General features: G+C 67.1%; 18 protein-coding genes. 9 read left to right on the plus strand and 9 right to left on the minus strand.

Annotated features, from left to right (window positions below):
• Positions 1-3: 3 nt before the first annotated feature.
• The 4 genes from BLS42_RS09025 to BLS42_RS09040 are packed head-to-tail and all read right to left on the minus strand — an operon-like array spanning position 4 to position 5,383.
• Positions 4-2,121 carry a beta-galactosidase gene (locus BLS42_RS09025; protein ID WP_371129543.1) on the minus strand — a complete coding sequence of 706 codons (2,118 nt, stop codon included), beginning with the start codon at positions 2,119-2,121 and terminating at the stop codon, positions 4-6.
• A 2-nt stretch (positions 2,122-2,123) separates the two neighbouring features.
• Positions 2,124-3,092 (minus strand): carbohydrate ABC transporter permease, encoded by a 969-nt coding sequence (locus tag BLS42_RS09030; protein WP_090579753.1) that lies wholly within the window; start codon positions 3,090-3,092, stop codon positions 2,124-2,126.
• Positions 3,089-4,039, minus strand: a complete 951-nt coding sequence (locus BLS42_RS09035) for a carbohydrate ABC transporter permease (RefSeq protein ID WP_090579756.1) — start codon at positions 4,037-4,039, stop codon at positions 3,089-3,091. Before BLS42_RS09035 ends, BLS42_RS09030 begins: the two co-directional genes overlap by 4 nt.
• A gap of 27 nt (positions 4,040-4,066) precedes the next feature.
• Entirely contained in the window at positions 4,067-5,383 is a 1,317-nt protein-coding gene (locus tag BLS42_RS09040; RefSeq protein WP_090579759.1) for an ABC transporter substrate-binding protein, read from the minus strand.
• Positions 5,384-5,622: 239 nt separating this feature from the next.
• Here BLS42_RS09040 and BLS42_RS09045 point away from each other — a divergent pair, with 239 nt between their 5' ends.
• From BLS42_RS09045 to BLS42_RS09085, 9 genes are all read left to right on the plus strand, one after another.
• Positions 5,623-6,948 carry a right-handed parallel beta-helix repeat-containing protein gene (locus BLS42_RS09045; RefSeq protein ID WP_090579763.1) on the plus strand — a complete coding sequence of 442 codons (1,326 nt, stop codon included), beginning with the start codon at positions 5,623-5,625 and terminating at the stop codon, positions 6,946-6,948.
• A gap of 156 nt (positions 6,949-7,104) precedes the next feature.
• Positions 7,105-8,121 (plus strand): LacI family DNA-binding transcriptional regulator, encoded by a 1,017-nt coding sequence (locus tag BLS42_RS09050; protein WP_090579766.1) that lies wholly within the window; start codon positions 7,105-7,107, stop codon positions 8,119-8,121.
• Between the two features lie 130 nt (positions 8,122-8,251).
• Entirely contained in the window at positions 8,252-9,553 is a 1,302-nt protein-coding gene (locus BLS42_RS09055) for an ABC transporter substrate-binding protein (RefSeq protein ID WP_090579769.1), read from the plus strand.
• A gap of 13 nt (positions 9,554-9,566) precedes the next feature.
• A complete protein-coding gene (locus tag BLS42_RS09060) occupies positions 9,567-10,544 on the plus strand; it encodes a carbohydrate ABC transporter permease (protein ID WP_090579772.1) in 978 nt (325 codons plus the stop codon).
• 1 nt (position 10,545) lies between these two features.
• Positions 10,546-11,475: a carbohydrate ABC transporter permease gene (locus tag BLS42_RS09065; protein WP_090579774.1), complete on the plus strand. Its 930-nt coding sequence runs from the start codon at positions 10,546-10,548 to the stop codon at positions 11,473-11,475.
• Positions 11,476-11,478: 3 nt separating this feature from the next.
• Complete coding sequence (locus BLS42_RS09070; RefSeq protein ID WP_090579778.1) at positions 11,479-12,570, plus strand: glycoside hydrolase family 130 protein; 1,092 nt, start codon at positions 11,479-11,481, stop codon at positions 12,568-12,570.
• A gap of 69 nt (positions 12,571-12,639) precedes the next feature.
• On the plus strand, positions 12,640-14,766 hold the full coding sequence (locus tag BLS42_RS09075; RefSeq protein WP_090579781.1) for a hypothetical protein: 2,127 nt from the start codon (positions 12,640-12,642) through the stop codon (positions 14,764-14,766).
• 64 nt (positions 14,767-14,830) lie between these two features.
• On the plus strand, positions 14,831-15,895 hold the full coding sequence (locus BLS42_RS09080) for a glycoside hydrolase family 130 protein (RefSeq protein ID WP_090579783.1): 1,065 nt from the start codon (positions 14,831-14,833) through the stop codon (positions 15,893-15,895).
• A 153-nt stretch (positions 15,896-16,048) separates the two neighbouring features.
• Entirely contained in the window at positions 16,049-18,676 is a 2,628-nt protein-coding gene (locus tag BLS42_RS09085; protein WP_090579786.1) for a trehalase-like domain-containing protein, read from the plus strand.
• A gap of 35 nt (positions 18,677-18,711) precedes the next feature.
• Here BLS42_RS09085 and BLS42_RS09090 read toward each other — a convergent pair whose 3' ends face one another.
• The 5 genes from BLS42_RS09090 to BLS42_RS09110 all read right to left on the minus strand — a co-directional run bounded on the left by BLS42_RS09090 (position 18,712) and on the right by BLS42_RS09110 (position 23,760).
• Complete coding sequence (locus BLS42_RS09090; protein WP_090579794.1) at positions 18,712-19,875, minus strand: GmrSD restriction endonuclease domain-containing protein; 1,164 nt, start codon at positions 19,873-19,875, stop codon at positions 18,712-18,714.
• Between the two features lie 152 nt (positions 19,876-20,027).
• Positions 20,028-21,158, minus strand: a complete 1,131-nt coding sequence (locus tag BLS42_RS09095) for an FAD-dependent oxidoreductase (protein ID WP_090579797.1) — start codon at positions 21,156-21,158, stop codon at positions 20,028-20,030.
• Positions 21,159-21,214: 56 nt separating this feature from the next.
• Positions 21,215-22,141, minus strand: coding sequence for an AEC family transporter (locus BLS42_RS09100; protein ID WP_090579801.1), 927 nt, complete (start codon positions 22,139-22,141; stop codon positions 21,215-21,217).
• 162 nt (positions 22,142-22,303) lie between these two features.
• Positions 22,304-22,732, minus strand: coding sequence for an aspartate 1-decarboxylase (panD, locus tag BLS42_RS09105; protein ID WP_176803306.1), 429 nt, complete (start codon positions 22,730-22,732; stop codon positions 22,304-22,306).
• Positions 22,733-22,809: 77 nt separating this feature from the next.
• The gene (locus BLS42_RS09110) at positions 22,810-23,760 is read right to left on the minus strand and encodes a LysR family transcriptional regulator (RefSeq protein ID WP_090579805.1); all 951 of its coding nucleotides are present in this window, start codon (positions 23,758-23,760) and stop codon (positions 22,810-22,812) included.
• Positions 23,761-23,766: the final 6 nt, after the last annotated feature.

Genomic DNA, 23,766 nt, shown 5'->3' on the forward strand with positions numbered 1-23,766 from the left:
TCCTTACAGGCTTGAGTGGCTTGAGTGGCTGGCGGACGTGCCGACCAATTGGGCGGCACGGGAACGGACGACGGCGACAGCTCCGGCAGCGAGGCCGAGCCCGCCGTCGAGCTCGGCGCCGGTGAGCAGGTCGACGCCGTCCAGCGGCAGCCGGACGTCGTGGTCCCCGTGGTTAATGCAGAACGTCCAGTCGGTCCCGTCCTTGCTGCGCCGGGCAACTTCCACATTGTCCGGCAGCTCCGGAACGAGCGGCTGCACCCTGGCATCGGCGCAGACGACGGCGAGCAGTTCGCCCAGGCCCTCCGGCGCGAGTGTCGTGGCGACATAGTAGGAGCGGCCGCTTCCGGCGCGGTTGCGGGTCACGGCGGGGGAGCCGGCGGCCGGTCCCTCTTCCACGGCCGCGAGCACCTCGGCGGTGGTAGCCCGCCCCATTTCGTTCCAGCAGGTACCCGCGCCGAAACCGCTGAGCCGGACGCTTTCGCCGCCACGCAGCGGAAAGAATTCTTCCATGCGGACGCCCAGCAGTCCGCTGAACGCGCCGGGGTAACTGCCAAGCCTGATGTGGTCATTTTCGTCCACGATACCGGAGAAGTAGGTCACCACGAGGTGGCCGCCGGAGCGGACGTACGCGTCCAGATTCGCGGCCCCGGCATCGCTGACGAGGTACTGCATTGGCGCGACGACGAGCCGGTAGCCGGAGAGGTCGTCGGTGCTCTGGCGGAAGTCGGTGGGGATGCCGGCACGGTAGAAGGCATCATGCCAGCGCCGTGTTTCCGCGATGTTGGAGGCGTCCACACTCGGGTGCGAGTCCAGTTCCGAGGCCCAGCGGGCGTCGGTGTCGTGGAGGATCGCGACGTCCACCCGGCCGGATGCGCCCGTGACCACCGAGCCGCTGACTTCGGCCAGGCTGCGCAGCGCCTGGCCCAGCTGGACCACTTCGCGCCAAACCTTCGTGTCCGTGCCGGCATGCGGCAGCAGCCCGGAGTGGAACTTCTCGGCGCCCGCGCGCGAGGCCCTCCACTGGAAGAAGAGCGCGCCGTCGGCGCCGCGGGCAACGTGCTGCAGGGAATTGCGCAGCATCTCGCCGGGCGCTTTGGCGATGTTGCGGGGCTGCCAGTTCACGGCAGAGGTGGAATGCTCCATGAGCAGCCACGGCTTGCCCTTGGCCCAGCCGCGGGTGAGGTCCGCGGTTGCCGCGAGTTCCTGGAAGTTCCGCAGGTCCTCGGCGATCAGGTAGTGGTCGTTGGAAACGACGTCCATCTCCTCGGACCAGCGCCAGTAGTCAACGGGCCGGTGCAGGCCCATGCTGAACCCCATGAAGTTGGTGGTCACCGGATGCCCTGAGTGCGAGCGGATGATCGCGGCCTCGGCCTTGTAGCACTCGAGCAGTTCGTCGGAGGAGTAGCGGGCGAAGTCCAGCTGCTGGGTCGGGTTAACCCAGGTCCCGGAGGTGCGCGGCGGCAGGATCTGCTCCCAGGCCGAGTAGCGCTGGGACCAGAAGGCGGTGCCCCACGCGGCATTGAGGGCCTCGAGGCTGCCGTACCGGCGCTCGAGCCAGCGCCGGAAGCCTGCGGCGGCGCCGTCGGAGAAATCCGGCTGGTTGTGGCAGCCGTACTCGTTGTGGACGTGCCACATCACGACGGCGGGGTGGTCCTTGTACCGGACGGCGATCTGCTCGGTCAGTGCCGCGGCGGCCCGGCGGTATTCGGCGCTCGAGGCTGCGAAGGCCTGGCGGGAACCGTAGCTGTGCCGCACGCCGTCGGCCGTTACCGGGAGGGACTCGGGGTACTTGTGGCTGAACCAGGGCGGCGGGGACGCCGTGGCGTTCGCCAGGTCCACCCGGATGCCGTTCGCGTGCAGCAGGTCCAGGACCCGGTCCAGCCAGCCGAACTCGTAGACGCCCTCGGACGGCTCCAGCAGGGACCAGCTGAAGATGCCCACGCTGACCAGGTTGACGCCGGCCTCGCGCATCAGCCGGACGTCCTCGTCCCAGGTCTCCTCGGGCCACTGCTCCGGGTTGTAGTCTCCGCCGAATGCCAGCATCGGGGAGCCTTCGGCGCCGAGGCGGGCGGTGATGTAGTCCATGGCAGCGGCTTTTTTGTCATTGATGTCGTTGTCCACGTTTATCCTTTGCTGGAGCCGAGGGTCAGGCCCGCCACGAAGTGGCGCTGCAGGAGCAGGTAGATGATCAGGGCGGGGATGGCCGTGATCATGGCGCCGGCGGCGATCAGGTTGTAGTTGGAGAGGAACTGGCCCTGGAGGTTGTTGATCGCGGTGGTGACCGGAAGGCGGTCGCCGCTTTGGATGAAGAGCAGGGGCCAGAAGAAGTCGTTGTAAATGAAGATCACCTCGAGCGTGCCCATGGCGGCCAGGGCCGGGCGGCACAGCGGCAGGATGATGTCCCAGTACTGACGCCAGACGCCGGCCCCGTCGACCAGCGCCGCCTCGGTCAGTTCCGGGGACAGGGCCTTCATGTAGTTCGAGAGAACGAACGTCACGAAGCCGATCTGGAAGGCGGTGTCCACGGCAATCACGCTGATGTAGGTGTTGAGCAGGTTCCCGGAATCGCTGACGGCGTAGGGCAGCTCGAAGTGCTTGAACATTTCAAAGAGCGGCGCCGCGAGCACCTGCGGGGGCAGCAGGTTTCCGGCGGTGAACATGATCAGCAGGGTGATGTTGAACTTCCAGCTCACCCGGCTCACGGCGAACGCCATCATGGAGGCGAAGAAAAGGATCAGGAACACCGACGGGACCGTGATGAGCACGGAGTTCCAGAACAGCTGGGCAAAGCCGCCCTGCGTCCAGGCCTGGGTGAAGTTGTCGAAGTTGAAGGCCCCGCCGGTGCTGAAGTAGCCGTATTTGTCCGTGTCCGCCTTGGGCCGCAGGGCGGTGAAAATGGCCCAGCCCAGCGGTACCAGCCAGATCGCCGCCATAACGATGAGGAAGACGTGGGTGCCGTAGTGCCGCCTGCCCTGCTTGTTGTTGGCCGGCCGGCCGGGCCGGGGGGCGGTCCTGCCCACGGCGGAGCTGCGCTGCCTGGCGTCCGCCGGTGTGCCGGCCGCGGCGGCATCGGTTGGATGGGCGATGCTCATGCCTCTTTGTCCTTTCCGAACGCGCGGGACAGGTAGAACGTGATGGGGATCAGCGAGATGACGAGCAGGATGACGGCCAGGGCCGAGCCGATGCCGATCACCTGCCCCTCGCCCACCAGGTTCTGGATGACCAGGGCGCTGATGAGTTCCAGGCCGTTGGTGCCGCGGTTGATCACGTAGACGATGTCGAACGCCCGGAGCGATTCGATGACGGTGATGACGATGATGATGACGTTGACCGGACGCATGGCCGGGAAGATCACCCGGAAGAAGGTCTGGACCGCGTTGGCGCCGTCAATCTGGGCCGCCTCCCGCAGGGTCGGATCCACTCCCTTGAGCCCGGCCAAGTACAGGATCATGACGTAGCCGGCGTGCCGCCACGTGGCGGCGAAGAGGGCAGCCCAGATGTTGACGCTGGAATCCCCGAACCAGTCGACGGCCTGGGGCGTGCCCGCCGTGCCGAGGAGGAAGTTCAAGAGGCCGCTGTCACGGTTGTAGAACAGCTGCCAGATGATCCCGATCAGAGCCAGGGACAGCATCACCGGGGCGAAGAAGATGCTCTGGTAGATCCGCGTGCCGCGGATGTTCTGGTCCAGGAGCACGGCCAGCAGCAGCCCCAGCGGGGTGGCGACAAATGCCAGGAACGCCAGCCACAGCAAGTTGTGCTGCATGGCCGGCCAGAACGGCGGGTAATCCTGGGCGATGAACAGGTAGTTCTCGACGCCGGCGGGCTTGATGTCGGTCAGCTCCAGCCCGTTCCAGCGGGTGAAGGACAGCCCGACCGACATGAGCGTGGGGATCCAGACCAATACGAGCTGGATCAGCGTGGGGACGCCCACCATCATGCCGAGCACCACTTTGTCGCGGCCGGACAGCCGCCGAACCCGCCGCGCGGGGGCGGGGACTGCTTTGCGCCCCCGCGCCGACGGATTGGTAGAGACACTCATGGAGTTTCCTTGCGTTGTGACACGCCGCTACTGCGCGGCGTAGAGGGACTTGGCCTGGGCTTCCAGGTTTTTCACATCGACGTTGCCGTCCTTGATGAAGGACTGCAGGGCCGGGATCATCACGTTGTTGGCCATGGCGGGCAGGGCATCGCGGTCGAAGAACTGGCTGATGTTCTTGGCGCCGCTGATGGCCTCGGCCAGTTTCTTGTTGAGTGGAGTGAACTTGGATGTATCGGCGCCCTTGGCGGTGGCGATGTTGGACGAGTCGACCGAGGCGTACACATCCTGGCCCTCCGGGGTGCCGACGTAGGCCAGGAAGTCCCGGGCGGCCTGGTTCTGGCCGCCCTTCTTGGAGAGCAGGAGGCCGTCGATGGGCGCCTCGATGGCGTCCCGGCCTTCCACCGCGACTTCCGGGAACGGGAAGAAATCGATGTCGTCGGCGATTGCCTTGTCCGTGTACTGCTGGGTGAGGAAGGAACCGAGCAGGTACATGCCGGATTTCTTGTCCGCGAGGGACTTCGCCGAGTCCTGCCAGGTCATGCCGAGGGCGTTCGGGTTCTGGAACGGCAGCAGGGCCTTCCAGGTGTCGAAGACATCGCTGACCTTCTTCTGGTCCCAGCTTTCCCTGTGCGCGGTGAGGTCCATGTGGAACTGGTAGCCGTTCAGGCGCATGTTCAGGTAGTCGAAGGTGCCCATGGCGGGCCAGCCGTCCTTGTCCGCAAATTCAATCGGGATCAGGCCGTCACCCTTCATCTTGGTGCAGAGCGCCTTCAGCTCATCGAACGTCGTGGGGACGGCGTAGCCTTTTGCCGTCCAGAGACTCTTCCGGTAGAAGAAGCCCCAGGGGTAGTTGTAGTTCGGGATCAGGTACATCTTGCCGTCGGCGCCCGTCGAGGCCTTCTTCAGGGCGTCGGAGTAGTTTCCGCCGACCTTTTCCCAGACATCGTCGATCGGGGCAAGCAGTCCCTTGCCGGCGTAGTACTGCATGCGGTAGCCGGCGAACCAGGTGAAGGAATCGTCCGGGCTGCCCTGGAGGTAGGTGTTGATCTTGTTCTGGAAATCGTTGTGCGCCACCACGTTGGTGGTGATCGTGCTGCCGGACTTCTTCTGGAAAGCGTCGGTCACCGCCTTGTAGGCGGCCTTGGGGACCTCGTCGGAGGATCCGGAGCCGAAGGTGCCCGTCGTGGCGCCGCTGCTGGCTGGTGCGCTGCCGCCCGTGCAGGCTGTGAGCAGGGGAATGCCGGCCATCGCTACTGCTCCGGCGCCTAAGGTCTTCAGCAGCGTCCTCCGGTCCCACCCGCCTTGGCTGGAGGCCCGGAGCAGTGCGTCCTCATGCATGGTCATAATTTCTCCTTTGAAATAACGCGGGTGGCGTGAAGCAGCTCACATAATTAGCTATCATAATCGCACAATAAAGAACGTCAAGTAGCAAAAAGGAACATTACGGCGCTGTCGCCGGTACTTGTCCGTTGACTAAGTCCCGACCCGCTCATAGCGTTAACCTCCTCAGGGTGCCGATGTGGTCCGCCGGCCGGCGGTGGCGCCCGGATCCGCGGATACATGGCGAAAACCCAGGTGCACCCATGAAGATCAGGCCCACAGCCGCCGCCACGCTGCTCGTCCTGCTGTTCCTGGGGGGACTGCTCGGCGGCGCATCCGCGCCGGCCTCGGCCGGGGGTGCCACGTATTACCTGAGCGCGGACGGCAGCGACGCCAACGCCGGGACATCGCCAGAATCTGCCTGGCGGACGCTTGATAAGGTCAACGCCACGGCGTTGCGGCCCGGGGACTCTGTCAGCCTTCGCCGCGGAGACGTCTTCTCCGGCGGCCTTGTGGTCAGCCAGGGCGGCACCAGCCGGCTCAAGATCACCCTGAATGCCTACGGAACCGGCGATCTCCCTGTCATTACCGGGGGGCTGACGGGTACTTGCGTCAGCCTCGACGGCGACTACATCGCCGTGGACGGCTTGCGGGTGGAATCGTGCGGCTATGCCGGGTTCAGCATCTACGGCGACCACGGTTCCATACGGAACTCCGCCGCGAAGAACAACGCCGCGGGTATCAAGGTGAGCGAGGGATCCGACTTCGGCAGCTATGCCAACAACACGCTCGCTGACAACAACATCATGAACGCCAACACGCCGGGGGAGCGGTGCGGCACCGCGACGGCCGTGAACTGCGCCGATGATTCGGGCGCCTTCGGCTTCCTGATCAACGGCAGCGACAACGAGTTCTCCGGCAACACCATCACCGGTTCTACCGCAGTGTCCTACGACTTTGGCCACGACGGCAGCGCCTTCGAAATATTCAACGGCAACCGGAACAGGATCCACCACAATGTGGCCGTGGATAACAACGTCTTCTCCGAATTGGGGCGCGGAGGCGGCGGAACCGCAAACGGCAACACCTACAGCTACAACCTCGTCCGGTCCACCTGCGGCCCCAATTGTTCCCAGGCCATGGGGCTGATCGCGCGCGGCAGGACGTCCTCCTTCGGCCCGACCAACAGCACCACGTTCGAATTCAACACCGTATGGCTGGATGGCCCGGACTCCCAGGCCCTCGTCTGCCACGCATCATGCCCGGCCTCCACTGTCATCAGGGGAAACATCCTCGTAGCGGTCCGCGGCGCGCTGTGGATGGACGGTGCCGGCTGGACGGAGCAAGGGAATGTCCTCAACGGCCCCACCAATATCGTTCCCAGCGCCACCTCCACCACCGAGCCGGCCGACTTTGTAAATGCACCCGCCGATCTTCACCTCTCCGGCGCGAGCCCGGCCATTGACCGGGCCGGGGTCAGCCCGTTCCCCATGGATCTGGACGGGCGGCCGGCGAACCAAGAGGGCGACTGCCACGGCGATGGGGCGGCCGATGCAGGGGCTTACGAATACAGGCCAGCCAACTGCTGAAGCGCGTGGCCTGGCGGCTGCTCCGATGCCGCCAGGCCGACGCTATTCAGCTTCCTATCCTTGACAAGCAGCAACTGAACCGGTTTAGTAGTTGACATCACTTAACCGGTTCAGTGCAGGGAACTGCCTCAGGACCACATCCGAAGGGAATGGCCCATGGCAGTCACCATCAGCGACGTCGCCCTCGCGGCCGGCGTCAGCAAGGGTGCCGTGTCCTACGCCCTCAACGGCCAGCCCGGGGTCAGCCCGGACACCCGGGACCGCATCCTCAGGGTGGCCAAGGACCTCGGCTGGAAACCGAGTCTCCGGGCGAAAGGGCTGTCCTCGGCCAAGGCCTACGCGCTGGGCCTGGTCGTTGCCCGGGACCCTTCCCTGCTGGGAACTGACCCGTTCTTCCCGGCCTTCATCGCCGGGATCGAGACCGCGCTCGCCGAGCACGACTACACCCTGGTCCTCAGCGTCGCCACGGCCCCGGGCGCCGAGGAACGCTGCTACCGCAAGCTGGTGGACAACGGCAGGGTCGACGGCGTGATCCTCACCGATGTCCGGCGGGGCGACTCCCGCATCCCGCTCCTGCTTGAGCTTAAGTTGCCTGCGGTAACACTGAACCGGCCCGATGCCAGTTCCCCGTTCCCGGCTGTGTCTGTGGACGAGTCGGCCGGCATCTTCGCGGCGGTGGAACATCTCGTGACCCTCGGACACCGCCGGATCGCCCATGTGGGCGGTGGGCAGGAGTATATCCACGGGCGGAGCCGCCGCCAGGCCTGGGAGGATGCGCTGGCCGCTGCCGGTCTTCCCTCGGACCACTTTGCCGCCGCCGACTTCACCGCCGCGGGGGGAGTGGCCGCCACCGCAGAACTGCTCCGCCGGGCGGACCGGCCCACAGCCATCGTGTACGCCAACGACCTCATGGCCACCGCCGGGCAGTCCTACGCACAGTCCCTCGGGCTCAGCGTCCCGGGAGACCTTTCCGTCACCGGCTACGACAACGCGGAATTCACCCAGTACCTCAACCCGCCGCTCACCACCCTGGCCACCGACCCCATGCTGTGGGGGCGGGTTTCAGCCCAAGTCCTCCTGAACCAGCTGGCCGGGGCCCACCAGAGCGAGGATACCGCCCTCCCGGCGCCCCGCCTCGTCATCAGGGCCTCCACCGGACCGGCCCCTGACTGACCCCGTCGACTGAAATTTCGTTCCCTCACAACCCTCACACCTCTCCTGCTTGCACGATCCTCACCCCCTTCCTGCTTGAACACGTAACCCTGGCACGCATCGCCAGAACAACCCCTCTCAAGGAGACGCAATGAAGCGCTTTTCAATTGCCACGCGAGTCTTGTCCATGGCCGCACTGACCATCATGGGAGCGGGCCTGGCCGGCTGCGGCGGCGGCGCCGACGGCGGTAGCGCCGAGTCGGCAACGACGGCCAAGGGCCCCATCAAGATCTGGTACTCGAACAACGAGTTCGAGGTCAAGTGGGGCAAGGCCATGGTGGCGTCGTGGAACTCCGCACACCCGGACCAGAAGATCGATGCCCAGGAGATCCCGGCCGGCAAGAGCTCCGAGGAAGTCATCGGCGCGGCCATCACCGCCGGCAATGCCCCTTGCCTAGTGTTCAACACCGCTCCCGTCGCCGTTCCCCAGTTCCAGAAGCAGGGTGGACTCGTCCCGCTGGATTCCTTCCCTGATGGCGCCCAGTACATCAAGGATCGCACCGGCGACCTCGCCGACCAGTACAAGTCCGCCGACGGCAAGATGTACCAGCTGCCCTGGAAGTCCAACCCCGTGGTCCTCTTCTACAACAAGGACCTGTTCAAGAAGGCTGGCCTGGACGCCGAGAACCCCAAGCTCAACACACAGGCCGAATTCCTGGACACTGCCCGCACCCTGGTGAAGTCCGGAGCCGCGGCCCACGCCGTCTGGCCGTCCCCTGCCAGTGACTTCTTCCAGTCCTGGTTCGACTTCTACCCCTTCTACGCCGCCAACTCCGGTGGCGCGCCGCTGGTCAAGGATGGCAAGGCCACCTTCGACAGCGACCAGGGCAAGCAGGTAGCCACCATGTTCCAAACCCTGTACAAGGAAAACCTGGCCTCGAAAGAGGTCTACCAGGGTGACTCCTTCGCCGAAGGCAAGGCCGCCATGTCGCTGGCCGGCCCGTGGGCCATCGCCGCCTACAAGAACAAGGTCAACTGGGGTGCTGTGCCGGTACCCGCCGCACAGGCCCAGACCGAAGGCTCCACGTTCTCGGACGCGAAGAATGTTGCAATGTACTCTGCCTGCGAGAACCAGGGCACGGCCTGGGAAGTCATGAAGTTCGCCACCAGCAAGGAACAGGACGGCAAGCTCCTCGCCGACTCCGGCCAGATGCCGATGCGCAAGGACCTCCCGGCCGCCTACGCGGACTACTTCGCCAAGAACCCCCTCTACAAGCAGTTCGCGGAGCAGGCCGGCCACACTGTCGAGGTGCCCAACGTGTCTAACTCCGTTGAGGTCTGGCAGACCTTCCGCACCGCCTACGCCAAGTCCGTGATCTTCGGCAACGAAAGCGTAGACGCCGCGTTCAAGGCCTCCGCCGAGAAGATCAACCAACTGGCAGCCCAGAAGTAGCGGGTGAATCTCCATGTCACTTCGCTCAGCTGACGGCGGCGCGGCCACCGGCCAAACTGCTGGCGACACCGAAGGGAGGGCAGGGGACCGGCGGACGGCGCCCAGGAAGCGTAAGAACTTCCTGGGCCGCCAGCCCTTGGGCCTGCTGTTCAGCGCCCCCTACGTCATCTACGTCCTGGGTGTGCTGGCGTTTCCGCTTGGCTACGCCGTCTACATTTCCTTCCACGACTATTTCTTCACCGCGCCGCGGGTCAAGGTTGACCGCCCGTTCGTGGGCCTGGAGAACTACGTCACCGTCCTGACAGACCCCGCCGTGCAGCGTTCCTTCGCCAACATTGGGATCTTCCTGCTCATCAACGTCCCGCTGACCGTGGGCCTGTCCCTGGTCCTGGCCAACGCCCTGAACCGTGTGACGAAGCTCAAGACCTTTTTCCGGGTCAGCTACTACGTCCCGTACGTCACGGCGAGCGTCGCCGTCGTCGGCGTCTGGCTGTTCCTGTTCCAGCAGAACGGCCTGGTCAACGCGGTCCTCGGGCCGCTGGCGCCGAACCCCTCCTGGCTCGTGAACTCCTGGCTCGCGATGCCCACCGTGGCGCTGTTCGTGACCTGGAAGCAGCTGGGGTTCTTCATCCTGCTGTACCTGGCCGCGCTGCAGAACATCCCGGAGGAGCTGTACGAGTCCGCCTCGGTGGACGGCGGCAACAAGTGGGTGCAGTTCTGGAACATCACCGTTCCCGGCGTCCGCTCGGCCAGCGTGCTGGTGACGCTGCTGGCCACCATCACCGGCGCCAACCTGTTCACGGAACCGTACCTGCTCACCGGCGGCGGCGGCCCGGACGGGGCCTCCACCTCGCCGGTGTTCCTGATGTACCAGATGGGCATCCTGCAAGGGAATCCCGATCTGGCAGCCGCACTGGGTGTGGTGCTGGTGATCGGCGTGCTGCTGATTGCCCTGATCCAGAAACGCCTCGTGGGCGGGAAGGAGGACTGACATGTCAATTCTCAGCAAGGCAGCTGCCCCCAACGATGAGAATGACGGGACCAGCAACAGCAACAGAAACACGAGTGCAGGCGCCTCCGGTGTGGAGAAGCGCAGGAGCCTCGGCGTCGGCAGTTTCGTACTGCTGGCCCTGGGCGCGTTCGTCTTCCTCTTCCCGTTCTACTACATGTTCATCGGCTCGCTGCAGACCTCACCGGACACCTCGGTGGCCGGGGCGTTCCCCAACCCGGCGAACATCACCGGCGAGAACTACCTGAACATCAACAACTCCATCAATCTGCTCAAGGGCCTGATCAACTCGGGCATCTTCACCGGCGGCGTCATCTTCTTCACCGTGGTCTTCGGCCTGCTCGTGGGCTACGCCCTGGCGCAGATGCACTTCCGCGGCAAGGGGCTGGTGTTCGGCATGATGCTGCTGGTGCAGATGATCCCGTTCCAGCTGCTGCTCATCCCGCTCTACGTGATGATCGTGCGGGACTACGGCCTGGCGGACACGTACCTGGGCATGATCCTGCCCTTCGCAATCAACTCCACGGCCGTGTTCGTCTTCCGCCAGTACTTCATGCAGCTGCCCTCCACCCTCTTCGAGGCGGCCAGGATCGACGGCGCCTCCGAACTGCGGATCCTGTGGCAGATCGCCATCCCGCTGGTGAAGCCCGCGATTGTCACGGCGGTCCTGCTGACCTTCATCGGGCCGTGGAACGAGTTCCTCTGGCCGTTCCTCGTGACCAAGGACCAGTCCATCCAGCCGCTCGCCGTGTCCCTGGCGAACTACATCTCCAACATCTCCGCGACGGCGTCCAACCCGTTCGGCGCCATCCTGGCGGGCGCCTGCGTCCTCGCAGCACCCGCCGTCGCACTCTTCATCTTCTTCCAGCGTCAGTTCATTTCCACCAATATCGGCTCCAGCGTAAAGGGTTAATCCATGACCTCCCCCCACACTTCTGCACTGCCCACCGTCCCCTTCACCCTCACCCGCGCCGGCGTCATCATGACTCCGGAACCGGGCAACGAATTCGAGGCCGAGGGTGTGCTCAACCCGGCCAGCGGCCGCGGCACCGACGGCGAGCTGTACCTGCTGCCGCGCCTGGTCGCCAAGGGCAACGTCTCGCGGGTGGGACTGGCCAAGGTGATCATCGAGGACGGCGTCCCCACCGGCGTCGAACGCCAGGGCATCGTCCTGGCGCCCGACGAGGGCTGGGAGCGCGGCCTGAACAACGCCGGCACCGAGGACCCCCGCACCACCTGGGTTCCCGCCCTCGGCAAGCACCTGATGACCTACGTCGCCTACGGACCGCTCGGCCCGCGCCTGGCGTTCGCCTACTCGGAGGACCTGCGCAACTGGGAACGCCTGGGCCCGTGCCTCTTCGGCTACCAGGCCGACCTCTCCATGGACCTGAACCTCTTCCCGAACAAGGACGCCGTGTTCTTCCCGGAGCCGGTCAACGACCCCGACGGCGTGCCCTCCTACGCGATGCTGCACCGCCCCATGTGGGACCTCGGCTGGGTCCGTGAGGGCGAGGGCGAGCACCTGCCGGCTGGCATCACCGACAACCGTCCCGGCATCTGGATCTCCTACGCGCCGGTCGCGGACGTCGACAAGGACATCCGCAACCTCGTGCACATGGCTAAGCACCGGCTCGTGGCTTTGAGCGAGTTCCCGTTCGAGGAACTGAAGATCGGCGGCGGTCCCGCCCCGATCCGCGTCGACGAAGGCTGGCTGCTGATCCACCACGGCGTGTCCGGTGCGCTGGAGAAGTCGGCGTTCGACCACCAGCAGAACGTCAACTACACCGCGGCCGCGATGATCCTTGACGGCGATGACCCCTCCAAGGTGATCGCCCGCAGCGACAAGCCGCTCCTGGCGCCCGAAACCGAGGACGAGATGTCCGGAATCGTGCCCAACGTCGTCTTCCCGACCGCGATCGAGAAGATCGGCGAGCAGCTCTTCGTGTTCTACGGCATGGCTGATTCGAAGATCGGCGTCGCCAAGCTGGACCGGATTCCCGCCAGCTAGGACTGCCGCCGCCGTCCCCGCCCGACGACCAGACAGCCAGCCAACCAGCCAGCCAGCCAGGAGCCACCGATGACGCACAACGATGTCCGCTTGAAATCAAGAAATCGATTCACGGCCGTCGCCGTGTCCGCATCGATGCTCCTGCTCCTGTCCCCGTTTGGGGCGGGTGCCGCCAGCGCGGCACCCGCCCCGGGGACGGCAACTGTCCCGCCGGGGAACACTGGGAAGCGGGCCGCCGTTCCGGCCGCGGCCGCCGCGGCACCCCTGACCAACCTCAGCCATCTGAACTTCCTGATGGACACCGTGCCGCTCTCCCCGGTGGAGGGGCACACCACCTACCAGCTGGACCGGATCCCCTCGGCCCAGGCCCCGTGGACCTACGCGGACAAGAAGGCGGACGGCAGCTACGCCCGGATCGGCGGCGGAGGCCTGGATCCGGCCACCGGCCACTGGAGCCAGGGCGCCTACAACGCAGACGACATCGCCCGGACCGCCGTGGTCTACCTGCGCCACTGGCAGCAGACCGGCGACGCCGCCAGCAAGGAACACGCCTTCCAGACCCTGCGCTCACTGACGTACCTGCAGACCACGGCCGGGCCGAACGCCGGGAATGTGGTCCTCTGGCAGCAGCCCGACGGAACGCTCACGCCGAGCGCCAAGCCGGTGGAACTTCCGGACCCCTCCGATTCGGCCGAGTCCTACTGGCTGGCCCGCACCGTCTGGGCCCTCGGCGAAGGCTACGCCGCATTCGCCGGCGCCGACCCGGCCTTCGCTTCCTTCTTGCAACAGCGCCTGCAGCTGGCCGTTGGCTCGCTCAACAAGCAGTCCCTCGCCAAGTACGGCACGTATGACACGGCCGACGGCGTCAAGGTCCCCGCCTGGCTGATCTCCGGCGGGGCCGACGCCTCCGCGGAGGCCGTGCTCGGGCTGACCGCCTACGTCAAGGCCGCCCCCGGCGACCGCGTCGCCACCCAGGCGCTGACCCGGCTGGGCGAGGGCGTCGCCGCGATGTCCTCGGGTTCCGGCACTCAATGGCCGTTCGGCGCGATCCTGCCGTGGAACAAGTCCCGCACGCTCTGGCATGCCTGGGGCGGGATGGCTCCGGCCGCCGCCGCCACCGCCTCAACCGTGCTGAACCAGCCCCGGCTGCTCGAGGCCGCGGTGAAGGATTCCGCCCAGTTCACCCCGCAGCTGCTCGCCGCGGGCGGGCCGGACAACGCCTGGAGCCCCACGCCCGGCGAGGCGCAGATCGCCTACGGCGTGGACTCCCGCGTCCAGGGCCTCGTGGCGACCGCGAAGGCCGCCAAGGCCCCCGGCCTGCTGGACGTCGCCGCCATCGCGGCAGGCTGGTTCTTCGGCGCCAACCCCAGCGGCGCACCCGCCTACAACCCCGCCGCCGGCACCGCGATCGACGGGATCGAGCCCGACGGCCGGGTGAACCCGAACTCCGGCGCCGAATCCACCATCCACGCCCTGTTGACCATGCTGGCGCTGGACGCCAACCCGGAACTGAAGAGCAAGGCCCTCGGCATCACCCGCACCGTCTCGACCCACGGGCTGAGCGTCGTCGAGGCCGAATCCGGGGCCATCACCGGCAACGGCACCGTGGTCAAGCCCGCCTCAGCCTGGACCGGGGAAGCCAACATCTCCGACGGCGCCTACGTCGCCCTCAAGGCAGGAGCGTCCCTGAGCCTGCCGCTGCCGGCCGCCGACGAACCCCGCAACATCTACCCGATCATCAACCAGGGGATTGCCCCCGCCGGCAGCACCAGCTGGACCGCGGGCAAAGGCCCGCTCGGCAGCACCCTCAACGGCGGCGCCGGCGCCCAAGGCATCACCGACGCGCCAGGCATCCTCTTCCCGTTCGCGCTGAAACGCGCGCTGCCCGCCCCGGCGGCCGCCGTCGTCGGCACCACTGACGGCGACGTCGCCCTCGACGCACTGTTGGTCCAGCCGCAGCTCTCCACAGTCTCGGTCTCTGGAGCCGGCGGCCAGTCCACGCTCTACGTCAGCGCGGCCCCGGAACGCATCGAACGGAAGGTGAACCTGCCCGCAGGCTTCCACCTGAGCCAGGAGGCCTTTGATGCGTCTGGCCGGCCGGTCGCCCCGGGCCCCCGGCAGAACGAGGCGGACCGGTCCGGCCGGGTCGCTGTGGCCCCGGGCGGATTCACCTGGGTGACGTTGGCCCGCAACTAATACCTATCACCGCGGACCCCTGGTCCCGGCGGCTTGGCATGCAATTCAAGAACAGGAAGATCCCATGCAGAAAATCAACACCCAGGCACTGCTCCAGAGTTATGAGGGAGCGCTCACGTTCAGCAATCCGCTGACCGATACCATCTCCACCGAGCAATTCTCCGCCGAGTACCCTGAGCGCCCGGAATGGGCTGTGGGCCCGTTCCGCAAGGATGATTCCCTGACCTTCCGGCAAGTCCAGGACTGGGAAGACCCCGCCGGCATCGGCTGGACGGCGGACTCGATCTTCAACCCGTCCATCATGGAGCGGGACGGCAAGCTCTACCTGTTCTACCGGGCCTCTCCGCGCAAGGAATCAGTCTCCAGCCGCATCGGTGTTGCCGTCCTCGATCCCCAAACCGGGTGGCAGGACAACCCGGCCAATCCGGTGATCTACCCCACCATGGACAACGAGATCCTCGGCTGCGAAGATCCCAAGGTGTACCTGGCCAATGGTCGGTACTACATGTTCTACAACGGGATCTGGACGATCGACCGCAGCGATGAGCAGACCGGCGAGAACTCCGAGGCCTATCCCCTGGGCGATGTTGGCTGCGACATCAACGTTGCAGTCTCAGATGACCTGATCCACTGGGAAAAGCTCGGTTTGGCCGTCCCCCCCGAGATTTCGCGATATTGGGCCAAAGGTGCCGTCATCCCGCGAAACTCCCGCGGCGAAGCCGTCAAAATCGGTGGGCACTACCTGATGTATCTGTCTGAGGGCTGCGGCGCAACCACCCACGTTGGACGGTCCTCCGACATGGTGAACTGGACATTTGAGCCGCAGGACTACCTGGACCTTGAACCGCTGGGCGGCTCATTGCACGAAGTGGCCTGCGCAATCGTCAACGAAGGCGAGCGGACCGAGCTGGTCCTGGACTTCTTCTATGCCGACGCCGACGGCCAGTTCGCCGCGGCGCAAGCACTGTATGACATTGACCAGCCCTTCACGCAGAAAGCGATCAACGAAGGCGGATCACTGGCGTGGGGAGGGCTGCTCAAATTCGGCGGAAGCTGGGTTTTTGCCCAGGGCTGGGATGCCCCCAAGGGATCCAGGGAGATGTACTTCTACCGCGCCGACCAGGGCTAGCCGCCCACGCCCGTTCCCGGCGGCCAGCAGACGTTACATACCTGCAACCGCCGGGACACCCGGGCGAAACTGTGCCCGGAGGATACTGGAACTACGCCCTCCCGAGGACGATTCTCATGCAAGGCATTGGGGACTATTCGAAGGACTCCGCGCATGCCCACTCCGCTCAACCAGTCCTTGGCTGACTCTGCCCTCCTGACCAAATCCCTCCCGCTGGGCCTGCTCCGGGCCTTCGTGCAGACGGAGGCCGCCGACGACGGGCTGACGCCGCAACTGCTGGCTGAGCTCAAGATCCTGGCCCGCACCCCCGGCCTGCTGGTGGCGTGCAACTACGGCGGAACCCTCTGCGCGGCGGAAGGGACCTCGACCGAGACCCTGCCGCTGGCCAGCGCCGCGATCGCCCTCCGCGCGCTCGCCGCCCTGCCCAATACGCACGCCGCCGTCATTTCCGGCCGGTCCCTCCGCGACCTCGCCGCCGTCTCACGCCTGCCCGCCGAGGTGCATCTGGTGGGTTCGCACGGTGCCGAGTTCGACATGGGCTACGCCCACAGCCTCTCGCTGGCCACCGAGTCCGTGCTCCAGCACGCCCACCAGGCACTCGCCGAAACAGTCGGCGCGTACCGCGGCATCAGCATCGAACGCAAGCCCGTCGCGGTCTCCGTCCACACGCGGTCCGCGGCGCCGGACATCGTTGCCCTGGCCCTCGAAAAGGCAACGCACATCGCCCAGGACAACGGGCTGCACTTCATCGTGGACGGCTCGGTGCTGGACCTTTCGGTCGTCGAACCGTCCAAAGCTGCGGCCATGGAACACCTGCGCTCCGTGCTCGGCGTCAGTGCCGCCCTCTACGCCGGTGACGCGTCCAGCGATGAGCTGGCCATGGCAACCCTGCGCGGCCCGGACATGGCGCTGCGCGTGGGGGAGGGGCCCAGCGTGGCGAACCACAGGCTCCGGGACACGGAGTCGTTCGCCCGGGTCCTGGCGATCCTGTTCGAACTGCGGCGGGCGTGGCTCTTCGGCGAGGACGCCGTGGGGCTGGAACGGCACTCCATGATCGGCAACGGCTCCTCCACCGCCCTGATCACGCCGGACGCCAAGATCTGCTGGATGAGCCACCCGCTGCCGGACTCGGGGTCGTTGTTTGCCCATTTGCTCGGCGGCGATGCGGCCGGCCACTTCTCCGTGGAACCGGTGAAGTCCTCGCAAGTCCTTGGCCAGCGCTACGTGGACAGCACCATGATCGTCGAAACCCGCTGGGCCGACGTCACCGTGACGGACTACCTGGAGCCGGCCCCGGAAGGCATCACCAGCCTGGTCCGGGTCCTCTCCGGCACCGGCACAGCCCGGATCGTCTTCGCGCCGCGGCCGGACTACGCGAATGCGCCATTCAGCATGGAGGCGCGCGGGACGGAACTCCACGTCGTCGGAACCGCGGACCCCATCGCGCTTCGGGCGCCCGGAGTGGCCTTTTCCATCACCTCGGACGGCCGTCACGCCACCGCCACGGGCGACGTCGACCTGCGGGACGGGCCCGTGGTCCTCAACCTGCGCTGCGGCGACACCGAACCGCAGCCGGCGGTGCCCGACGACGAGACCGGGCGCCGCGCCGCCGTCGCCCATCACTCCAGGCGCTGGGTCCACGAGCTGCAACTGCCGGGCGTGAAGCCGTCGCTGGTCCGCCGCTCCGCGCTGGTACTGCGGGCCCTGGTCCACGAACCCACCGGCGCCGTCCTGGCCGCGCCCACCACCTCACTGCCGGAGGGAATCGGCGGCACGCGCAACTGGGACTACCGGTACTGCTGGCTGCGGGACGGTTCCATGACCGTCAACACCCTCGTGGACCTGGGCTCCACCGCCGAGGCCGAGGGTTTCCTGGCCTGGCTGGCCCGGATCCTGGCCCACGCCCCGGGCCCGGAGTGGCTCCATCCGCTCTACTCCGTGACCGGGGCGCCGCTGTCCACCGAGGCCATCATCGAGAGCCTGCCCGGCTACGCGGGATCACGCCCGGTCCGGATCGGGAATGCTGCCGACCACCAGGTGCAACTGGACGTGTTTGGCCCGATTGCCGAGCTGATCGACGCCCTCAGCGCCCGCCAGGGCATGCTCTCCGACGACCACTGGGAACTGCTGGGCCAGATGGCCGCGGCCGTGCTGGCCCGCTGGCATGAGGCGGACCACGGCATCTGGGAGGCCCGGCGGGCGCCACGGCACCATGTCTACACGAAGGTGATGTGCTGGGTGGCGCTTGACCGGGCGCTGCGCACGGCCGCCCGGCATGGCCGGGAACCGCTGCCGGCCTGGGCGCCCACGGCGGCGAAAATCCGGCAGGAAGTCCTGCGCGAAGGATGGGACGAGTCGGCGTACTCCTACACGGTGGCGTACGACAGCCCGGACCTGGACGCGGCCGTGCTGCACATCGGCCTCTCCGGCCTGCTGGACGTCAATGACCCCCGCTTCCTGGCCACCGTCACAGCCGTGGAACGGGAACTGCGGGTGGGGCCCACCGTTTTCCGCTACCGGTACGACGACGGCCTGCCGGGCCTGGAGGGCGGCTTCCACATCTGCACCACGTGGCTGATCGAGGCCTACATCGCCGTCGGCCGGATCGAGGAGGCCTGGGACCTCTTTGACCAGCTGGTGAACCTGTTCGGTCCCACGGGGCTGCTGCCGGAAGAATACGATCCCGGCACGGAAACCCACCTGGGCAACCATCCCCAGGCGTATTCGCACCTGGGCTTCATCCGCTGCGCCCGGCTCCTGCACGAGCACCAGAAGACCTGACCGCCAACGGAATTACCGGAGGCAGGCCGCCGCCGCTACTCGCAACCGACGCCGTCCCCGTCGCGGTCCAGCTTGCGGCTGTACCCCGGCTGGCCGACGTGGATGGGCGCCGCGCCGGCTGCGCGGACCGCGGCGCAGTTCGCGTAAGCCACCCCGTAGGCAGGTGCAGGTGCAGGTGCAGGTGCAGGTGCAGGTGCATGTGCCGGGGCGGGCACGGCCGCGGGTGCATGTGCCGGGGCGGGCACGGCCGCGGGTGCCGCGGCGGGCTGCTGTGCGGATGGTGCCTGCGCGGCCCGCGCTGGAGCGGATGCCGGCTCCTTGGTCGGAGCCAGGGCGTCCGGGCAGGCCGAGAGGACCCGGGCCATGGCATCGTGCTCGGCCTGGGTCACCCAGAGCCTATAGCTGGATTTCACTGAAATCTGGCGGGCGACGTAGTTGCAGCGGTAGGACTTGTTCGGCGGCAGCCAGGTGGCGGCGTCGCCGTCGCTCTTGCTTTGGTTGGCCGGGCCGTCCACCGCCAGAAGATTCAGGGGATCGTTGGCGAAGGACAGCCGCTGCGCCGGGCTGAGCTTCTGCGCGCCCTTCTGCCAGGCGTCGCTGAGGGCCACGACGTGATCGATCTGGACCGCGGAGCTGGTGGCGCTGCCGCGCCGGAAGTTGATGGCGGCGGCCGTGTAGGGGTCGGCCAGGACGCCGGAGAGCACCACGCAGTCCCGCGTCCCGGGCCTGAGCGCGAGGGCCGTGAGGTCGCGGCGGAGCATGTCATTGCGCGTATCGCAGCCGTTGTGGTCGACGTCGGACCAGGCCGGGCCGAACTGCTCGCGCGAATAGCCCGTCTTGGGCGCGCGGCCCTTGACCGGCAGCGTCGCCAGCACCTGGAGGGCTTTGCGCGCAAAGGCTGGCTGCTGGTGCGGGGCGACGACGGCGGGAGCATCGACGCCGGGGGTGGTGACCGGATCCGGCGAGGCGCTGTCCGTGCCGGCTGGCGCGGTGGCGGGGGCAGCCGTCACGCCGGGGCGGACGCCGGTTCCAGCGGCCGGGGCGACTGCCGCGGGGCTGGCGCACGCTGACGTCGCCACAAGGAGCAGGCCCGCCACCCCGCGGACGATCCAGTCGACCGCGCCGATCTTCCGGCCGTGGGCACTATTTGATTGGAGACTGCCTGATTTGGCGGTGCTGCCTGATTTGATGCTGTGCAACTCTTCCCCACTTCATGCTGTTGCCCCTGGTATCCGAGGGGCGGCTTAAGACCGGTCCCAGCCTACCGGCGCACACAGCAACACGATGTGACGCCGCGGCGCTCCGGACGGAAACCGGACAGGCCGAACAGAATGCAGGCGCCCCGCGGGAGTCAGCGGCCCCCGGGCCGGGATGCCGAGAAGATGGCCGGCGCCCCGCCGTCGCCGGTTGCGAGGTCGGCCAGGATCCTGCCCACGACCGGCGTGAACTTGAATCCGTGGCCGGAGAAGCCGGCGCCGATGACCACCGGGCCGGTCCGGTCCAGGACAAAGTTCTCATCCACGGTGGTTGTGTAGGTGCAGCTGATGTCGGTGAGGGAGTCGGCGTCGACCCCGGGGAGCCAGTCCCGGGCGTAGCGCTGCAGGGCGGCCCGCTGTTCGGGCTCCGCAGCGAAGGTCCGCCGGTCCGGATCCACCACCGGACCCACCCCGTGCCAGCCGGCCTTGATCCCCTCGCCGGGCGTTTGCATGCCGTAAACGGGCGAACGCCAGTACGCGTACGCCTCCCCGCGGCCGGGCATGTGGTTGAACCCCGGCCACTGGGCGCCGTGGTCCGTGATGGCGAAGTGTGCGGGCTGTTCCTGGGTGACCGTCAGCCGGGGCAGGGGCGCCACGCCGGCCAGCAGCTTCGTGGTCCAGCCGCCGGCGGTGACCACGGCCTGCCTGGCGGAGAGCATCTCGGTGCGCCCGCCGGACTCGAGCGTGAGCCGGACGCCGTCGTCGAGCACTTTCAGCTCAAGGACCTTAACGTGATGGCGGATCTCGGCACCGAGGCCGGCGGCGAGGCGCTGCAACGCCGGCAAGGCGGCGTCCGGATTCAACTGGCCGCCGTCCGCCATGTGCAGCACGCGCTGATCGAACCGGATGCCCCGCCAGCGCTCGGCGGCTTCCTCGGCGGAGAGGAACTCCGCCCGGAGCCCGGCGGCAAGCAGCGCGTTCCGGACCTCGGGCAGCCGCGGGTCGGTGCCGTGGTTCACGACGCCGGTACGCGTCAGCAGCCGTTCGCCGGAGTCCACTTCGAGCTCGCTCCAAAGCCGCGCCGCCTCGGCCAGCATGGCGACATAGTCCGGATCCGCGTAGCCGGGGTTGAAGTTCCGGGTTGTGCCGTGGGAGGCCCCGTTGCGGTGGCCGGGCCCGAACTGTTCCAGCAGGGTGACGTCCCGGCCGCGCCGGGCCAGTGCCCACGCGGCAGCGGAGCCCATCGCGCCGCCGCCGATGACCACAGTGTCCAGGGTTGTTTTCAAGGGTTCTCCTCCGGGGTTAGGTGCCGGCCCGCCCGCCCGGGCAAGACCAGGCGGGCTCAGGCCAGCAGCAGGGCCACGCCGATCATCGCCGGGACAGCTACCACCGTAGTGATCAGCACGGTGTCCTTGGCTACTGTGACGCCGGTGCGGTAACGGCTGGCCGCGACAAATACGTTTTGGGCAGTGGGCAGGCCTGCCGTGACGACGGCGGCGAACAGCGCCTGCTCCTGCATGCCGAGGACAAAGCGGGCAAACAGGTACGCCACCAGCGGATGGACAATGAGCTTGAAGAAGCTCGCCAGCAGCGTGTCCAGCCGGCGTCCGGCGGCTGCCTGCAGCGGCTTGGAGCCGTTCAGGCTCATGCCGAAGGCGATCAACATGGCCGGGATGGCGGCCCCGCCGATCAAGTGGATGGGCTCCATGACAAGCGGCGGCACCTGCCAGCCGGTCCCGGCCACCACCAGACCCAATGCGGACCCCACGATCATCGGGTTCCGCAGGATCATGAGCACGAATCCCAGCGGCGTGGTGCGGTGCGAGCTGGTGGTGGCGTCCAAAGCCATGAGGAACAGGGGGGTGAAGAAGGCCAGCTGGAAGATGAGCAGGGGCGCCACATAGCTGGCATCGCCGAGCACGAAGACGGCGATGGGAATGCCGAGGTTGGCCGAGTTGGCCAGGGACGCGCTCATGGAGGAGATGAGGGCTTCCGGCACGGGACGCTTGAGAACGAAGCGCACAATGCCAAAGAACAGGACCGCCGTCGTCACGCCCCCGACTGCCGTCACGAGCAACGGCGCTGCAAAGACGTCGTGGAGTTTCGCCTTGCTGAGGGTCTCGAACAGCAGGGCGGGGCTTGCCACAAAAAACGTCAGGGCGCTCAGGACGGGGCGCGCGTTCTCGCCCAGGATGTTGCGCCGGCCCACGAACATGCCAACCAGGATGATGACCCAGACGACAAAGAACCCTGCCAGAACCCCTAGCACTTGGTTCTTCGCAGCGGGGCGGCAGAGCGGCGGGTAAGGGTCACCGTTCCAGAATAATCAGCTTTATTCCGCTGACCGTCCTATTACGCCCGTAGGCGTGCTGCGGCGTTCTCGTCGCATGCCTGCTGCCGGACTCGGGACGCGGGCCCGGGGCGGTTGCCGCTAGTTGAGCGCGGCGTTGTTCAGCGAGTGCGGCGGGCGCATGAGCCCTGGCGTCATGCCCTCCGCGGGGTCGTTGCCGATCTGGACAATCTTGTTGTCCTGATCAACGTGGACCACCTTGGGGCTGTACGCCTTCGCCTCTTCCGTGTTCATCTGGGCGTAGGTAATGAGGATGACGATGTCGTTCTCGTGCATCAGGTGGGCGGCGGCGCCGTTGATGCCGATCACGCCGGAACCGCGCTCGCCGGCAATCGTGTAGGTCTCGAGCCGGGCGCCGTTCGTGACGTCGACAATCGCCACGAGCTCCCCGGGAAGGATGTCGGCCGCCTCCAACAGATCCAGGTCCACGGTGACGGAACCGACATAGTGGAGGTCCGCGTGCGTGACCGTCGCGCGGTGGATCTTGGATTTGAATATTGTGCGATTCATAACGTCACCAGTCTAACGCGGGGCAACCCCGCGCGCTGTGGCCCACTGCACACGCATGATCCGGTTACGCGGGCCGGTTACGCGGGTCGGTCCGCGGGGGCCGGATCAAGGGCGCCGGCCGCCGCCGCCGGGACGATTGATGCCGCCGTCAGCGCCAGGATTTCGCGGGCTGCCAGCAGGGCGGGTCGCCTCGCGCTCGAGCGCCGCACCGAGGTGAACACTGTCCGGTGCGGATCCCCGGGCAGGTCCAGGAGCAGCGCGCTGGTGCCGCGGCCGGTCCACACGAGGTCGGGCATCAGGGCCACCGCATTTCCCGATTCGATCAGCCGGATCTGGGCCTGCAGGTCGGCGGTTTCAAAGCGGACGTCGGGCTCGAAGCCGGCGCTCCGGCAGGCCTGCTCGGCCCAGTGCCGGGAGGCCGCTCCGCGCGGTTCCATCACCCAGGGCAGCCCCGCGGTATCGGCCAGCGTCCTGATGGCGTCGCGTTCGGGGGAAGGGGGTGGAACGGCGAGCCGGATGGCGTCGCGGGTCAGGGCCACGCGGTCCAGTTCGGCGTAGTGCGGGGCGGCATGGCCAGGGTACTGTTCCGCGATCACGAGGTCGAAGTCTCGGGCCCACGTCTCGTGAAGGGCCGTTTCCGGTTCCCGCTGGGTCATTTCCACCCGGACTTCCGGGTAGCTGGAGGACATCCTGGTCAGGGCGTCCGGCATGAGTGCCAGCGCGGCGGACTGGAAGACCGCAATCCGCACGGTGCCGGTGACCGTGGTCAGCGACGCGGCCAGATCCGCCTCCGCCTGCTCCAAGGTCTCAAGGAGCTGGGACGTGTGGGCCACCAGGACTTCGGCCTGAGGCGTCAGCTGCACCCGCCGTCCGGTCTTGCGGAGGAGCTCCACTCCGGCCTCCTTCTCAAGGAGGGCCAACTGCTGCGAGACTGACGACGGACTGTACTGGAGCGCTTCGGCCACTTCGGCTAAAGTGCCCCGGATCTTCAGTTCGCGCAACAGTCGCAAACGCCGGACGTCAAGCATCGCTAT

This window comes from Arthrobacter sp. ov407 (assembly GCF_900102895.1).
Lineage (GTDB): Bacteria > Actinomycetota > Actinomycetes > Actinomycetales > Micrococcaceae > Arthrobacter.

Coding starts and splice junctions, on each gene's coding strand:
- BLS42_RS09030 (WP_090579753.1), bottom strand. CDS start 3,092: ATGAGCATCGCCCATCCAACCGATGCCGCCGCGGCCGGCACACCGGCG.
- BLS42_RS09035 (WP_090579756.1), bottom strand. CDS start 4,039: ATGAGTGTCTCTACCAATCCGTCGGCGCGGGGGCGCAAAGCAGTCCCC.
- BLS42_RS09040 (WP_090579759.1), bottom strand. CDS start 5,383: ATGACCATGCATGAGGACGCACTGCTCCGGGCCTCCAGCCAAGGCGGG.
- BLS42_RS09045 (WP_090579763.1), top strand. CDS start 5,623: ATGAAGATCAGGCCCACAGCCGCCGCCACGCTGCTCGTCCTGCTGTTC.
- BLS42_RS09050 (WP_090579766.1), top strand. CDS start 7,105: ATGGCAGTCACCATCAGCGACGTCGCCCTCGCGGCCGGCGTCAGCAAG.
- BLS42_RS09055 (WP_090579769.1), top strand. CDS start 8,252: ATGAAGCGCTTTTCAATTGCCACGCGAGTCTTGTCCATGGCCGCACTG.
- BLS42_RS09060 (WP_090579772.1), top strand. CDS start 9,567: ATGTCACTTCGCTCAGCTGACGGCGGCGCGGCCACCGGCCAAACTGCT.
- BLS42_RS09065 (WP_090579774.1), top strand. CDS start 10,546: ATGTCAATTCTCAGCAAGGCAGCTGCCCCCAACGATGAGAATGACGGG.
- BLS42_RS09070 (WP_090579778.1), top strand. CDS start 11,479: ATGACCTCCCCCCACACTTCTGCACTGCCCACCGTCCCCTTCACCCTC.
- BLS42_RS09075 (WP_090579781.1), top strand. CDS start 12,640: ATGACGCACAACGATGTCCGCTTGAAATCAAGAAATCGATTCACGGCC.
- BLS42_RS09080 (WP_090579783.1), top strand. CDS start 14,831: ATGCAGAAAATCAACACCCAGGCACTGCTCCAGAGTTATGAGGGAGCG.
- BLS42_RS09085 (WP_090579786.1), top strand. CDS start 16,049: ATGCCCACTCCGCTCAACCAGTCCTTGGCTGACTCTGCCCTCCTGACC.
- panD (WP_176803306.1), bottom strand. CDS start 22,732: ATGAATCGCACAATATTCAAATCCAAGATCCACCGCGCGACGGTCACG.
- BLS42_RS09110 (WP_090579805.1), bottom strand. CDS start 23,760: ATGCTTGACGTCCGGCGTTTGCGACTGTTGCGCGAACTGAAGATCCGG.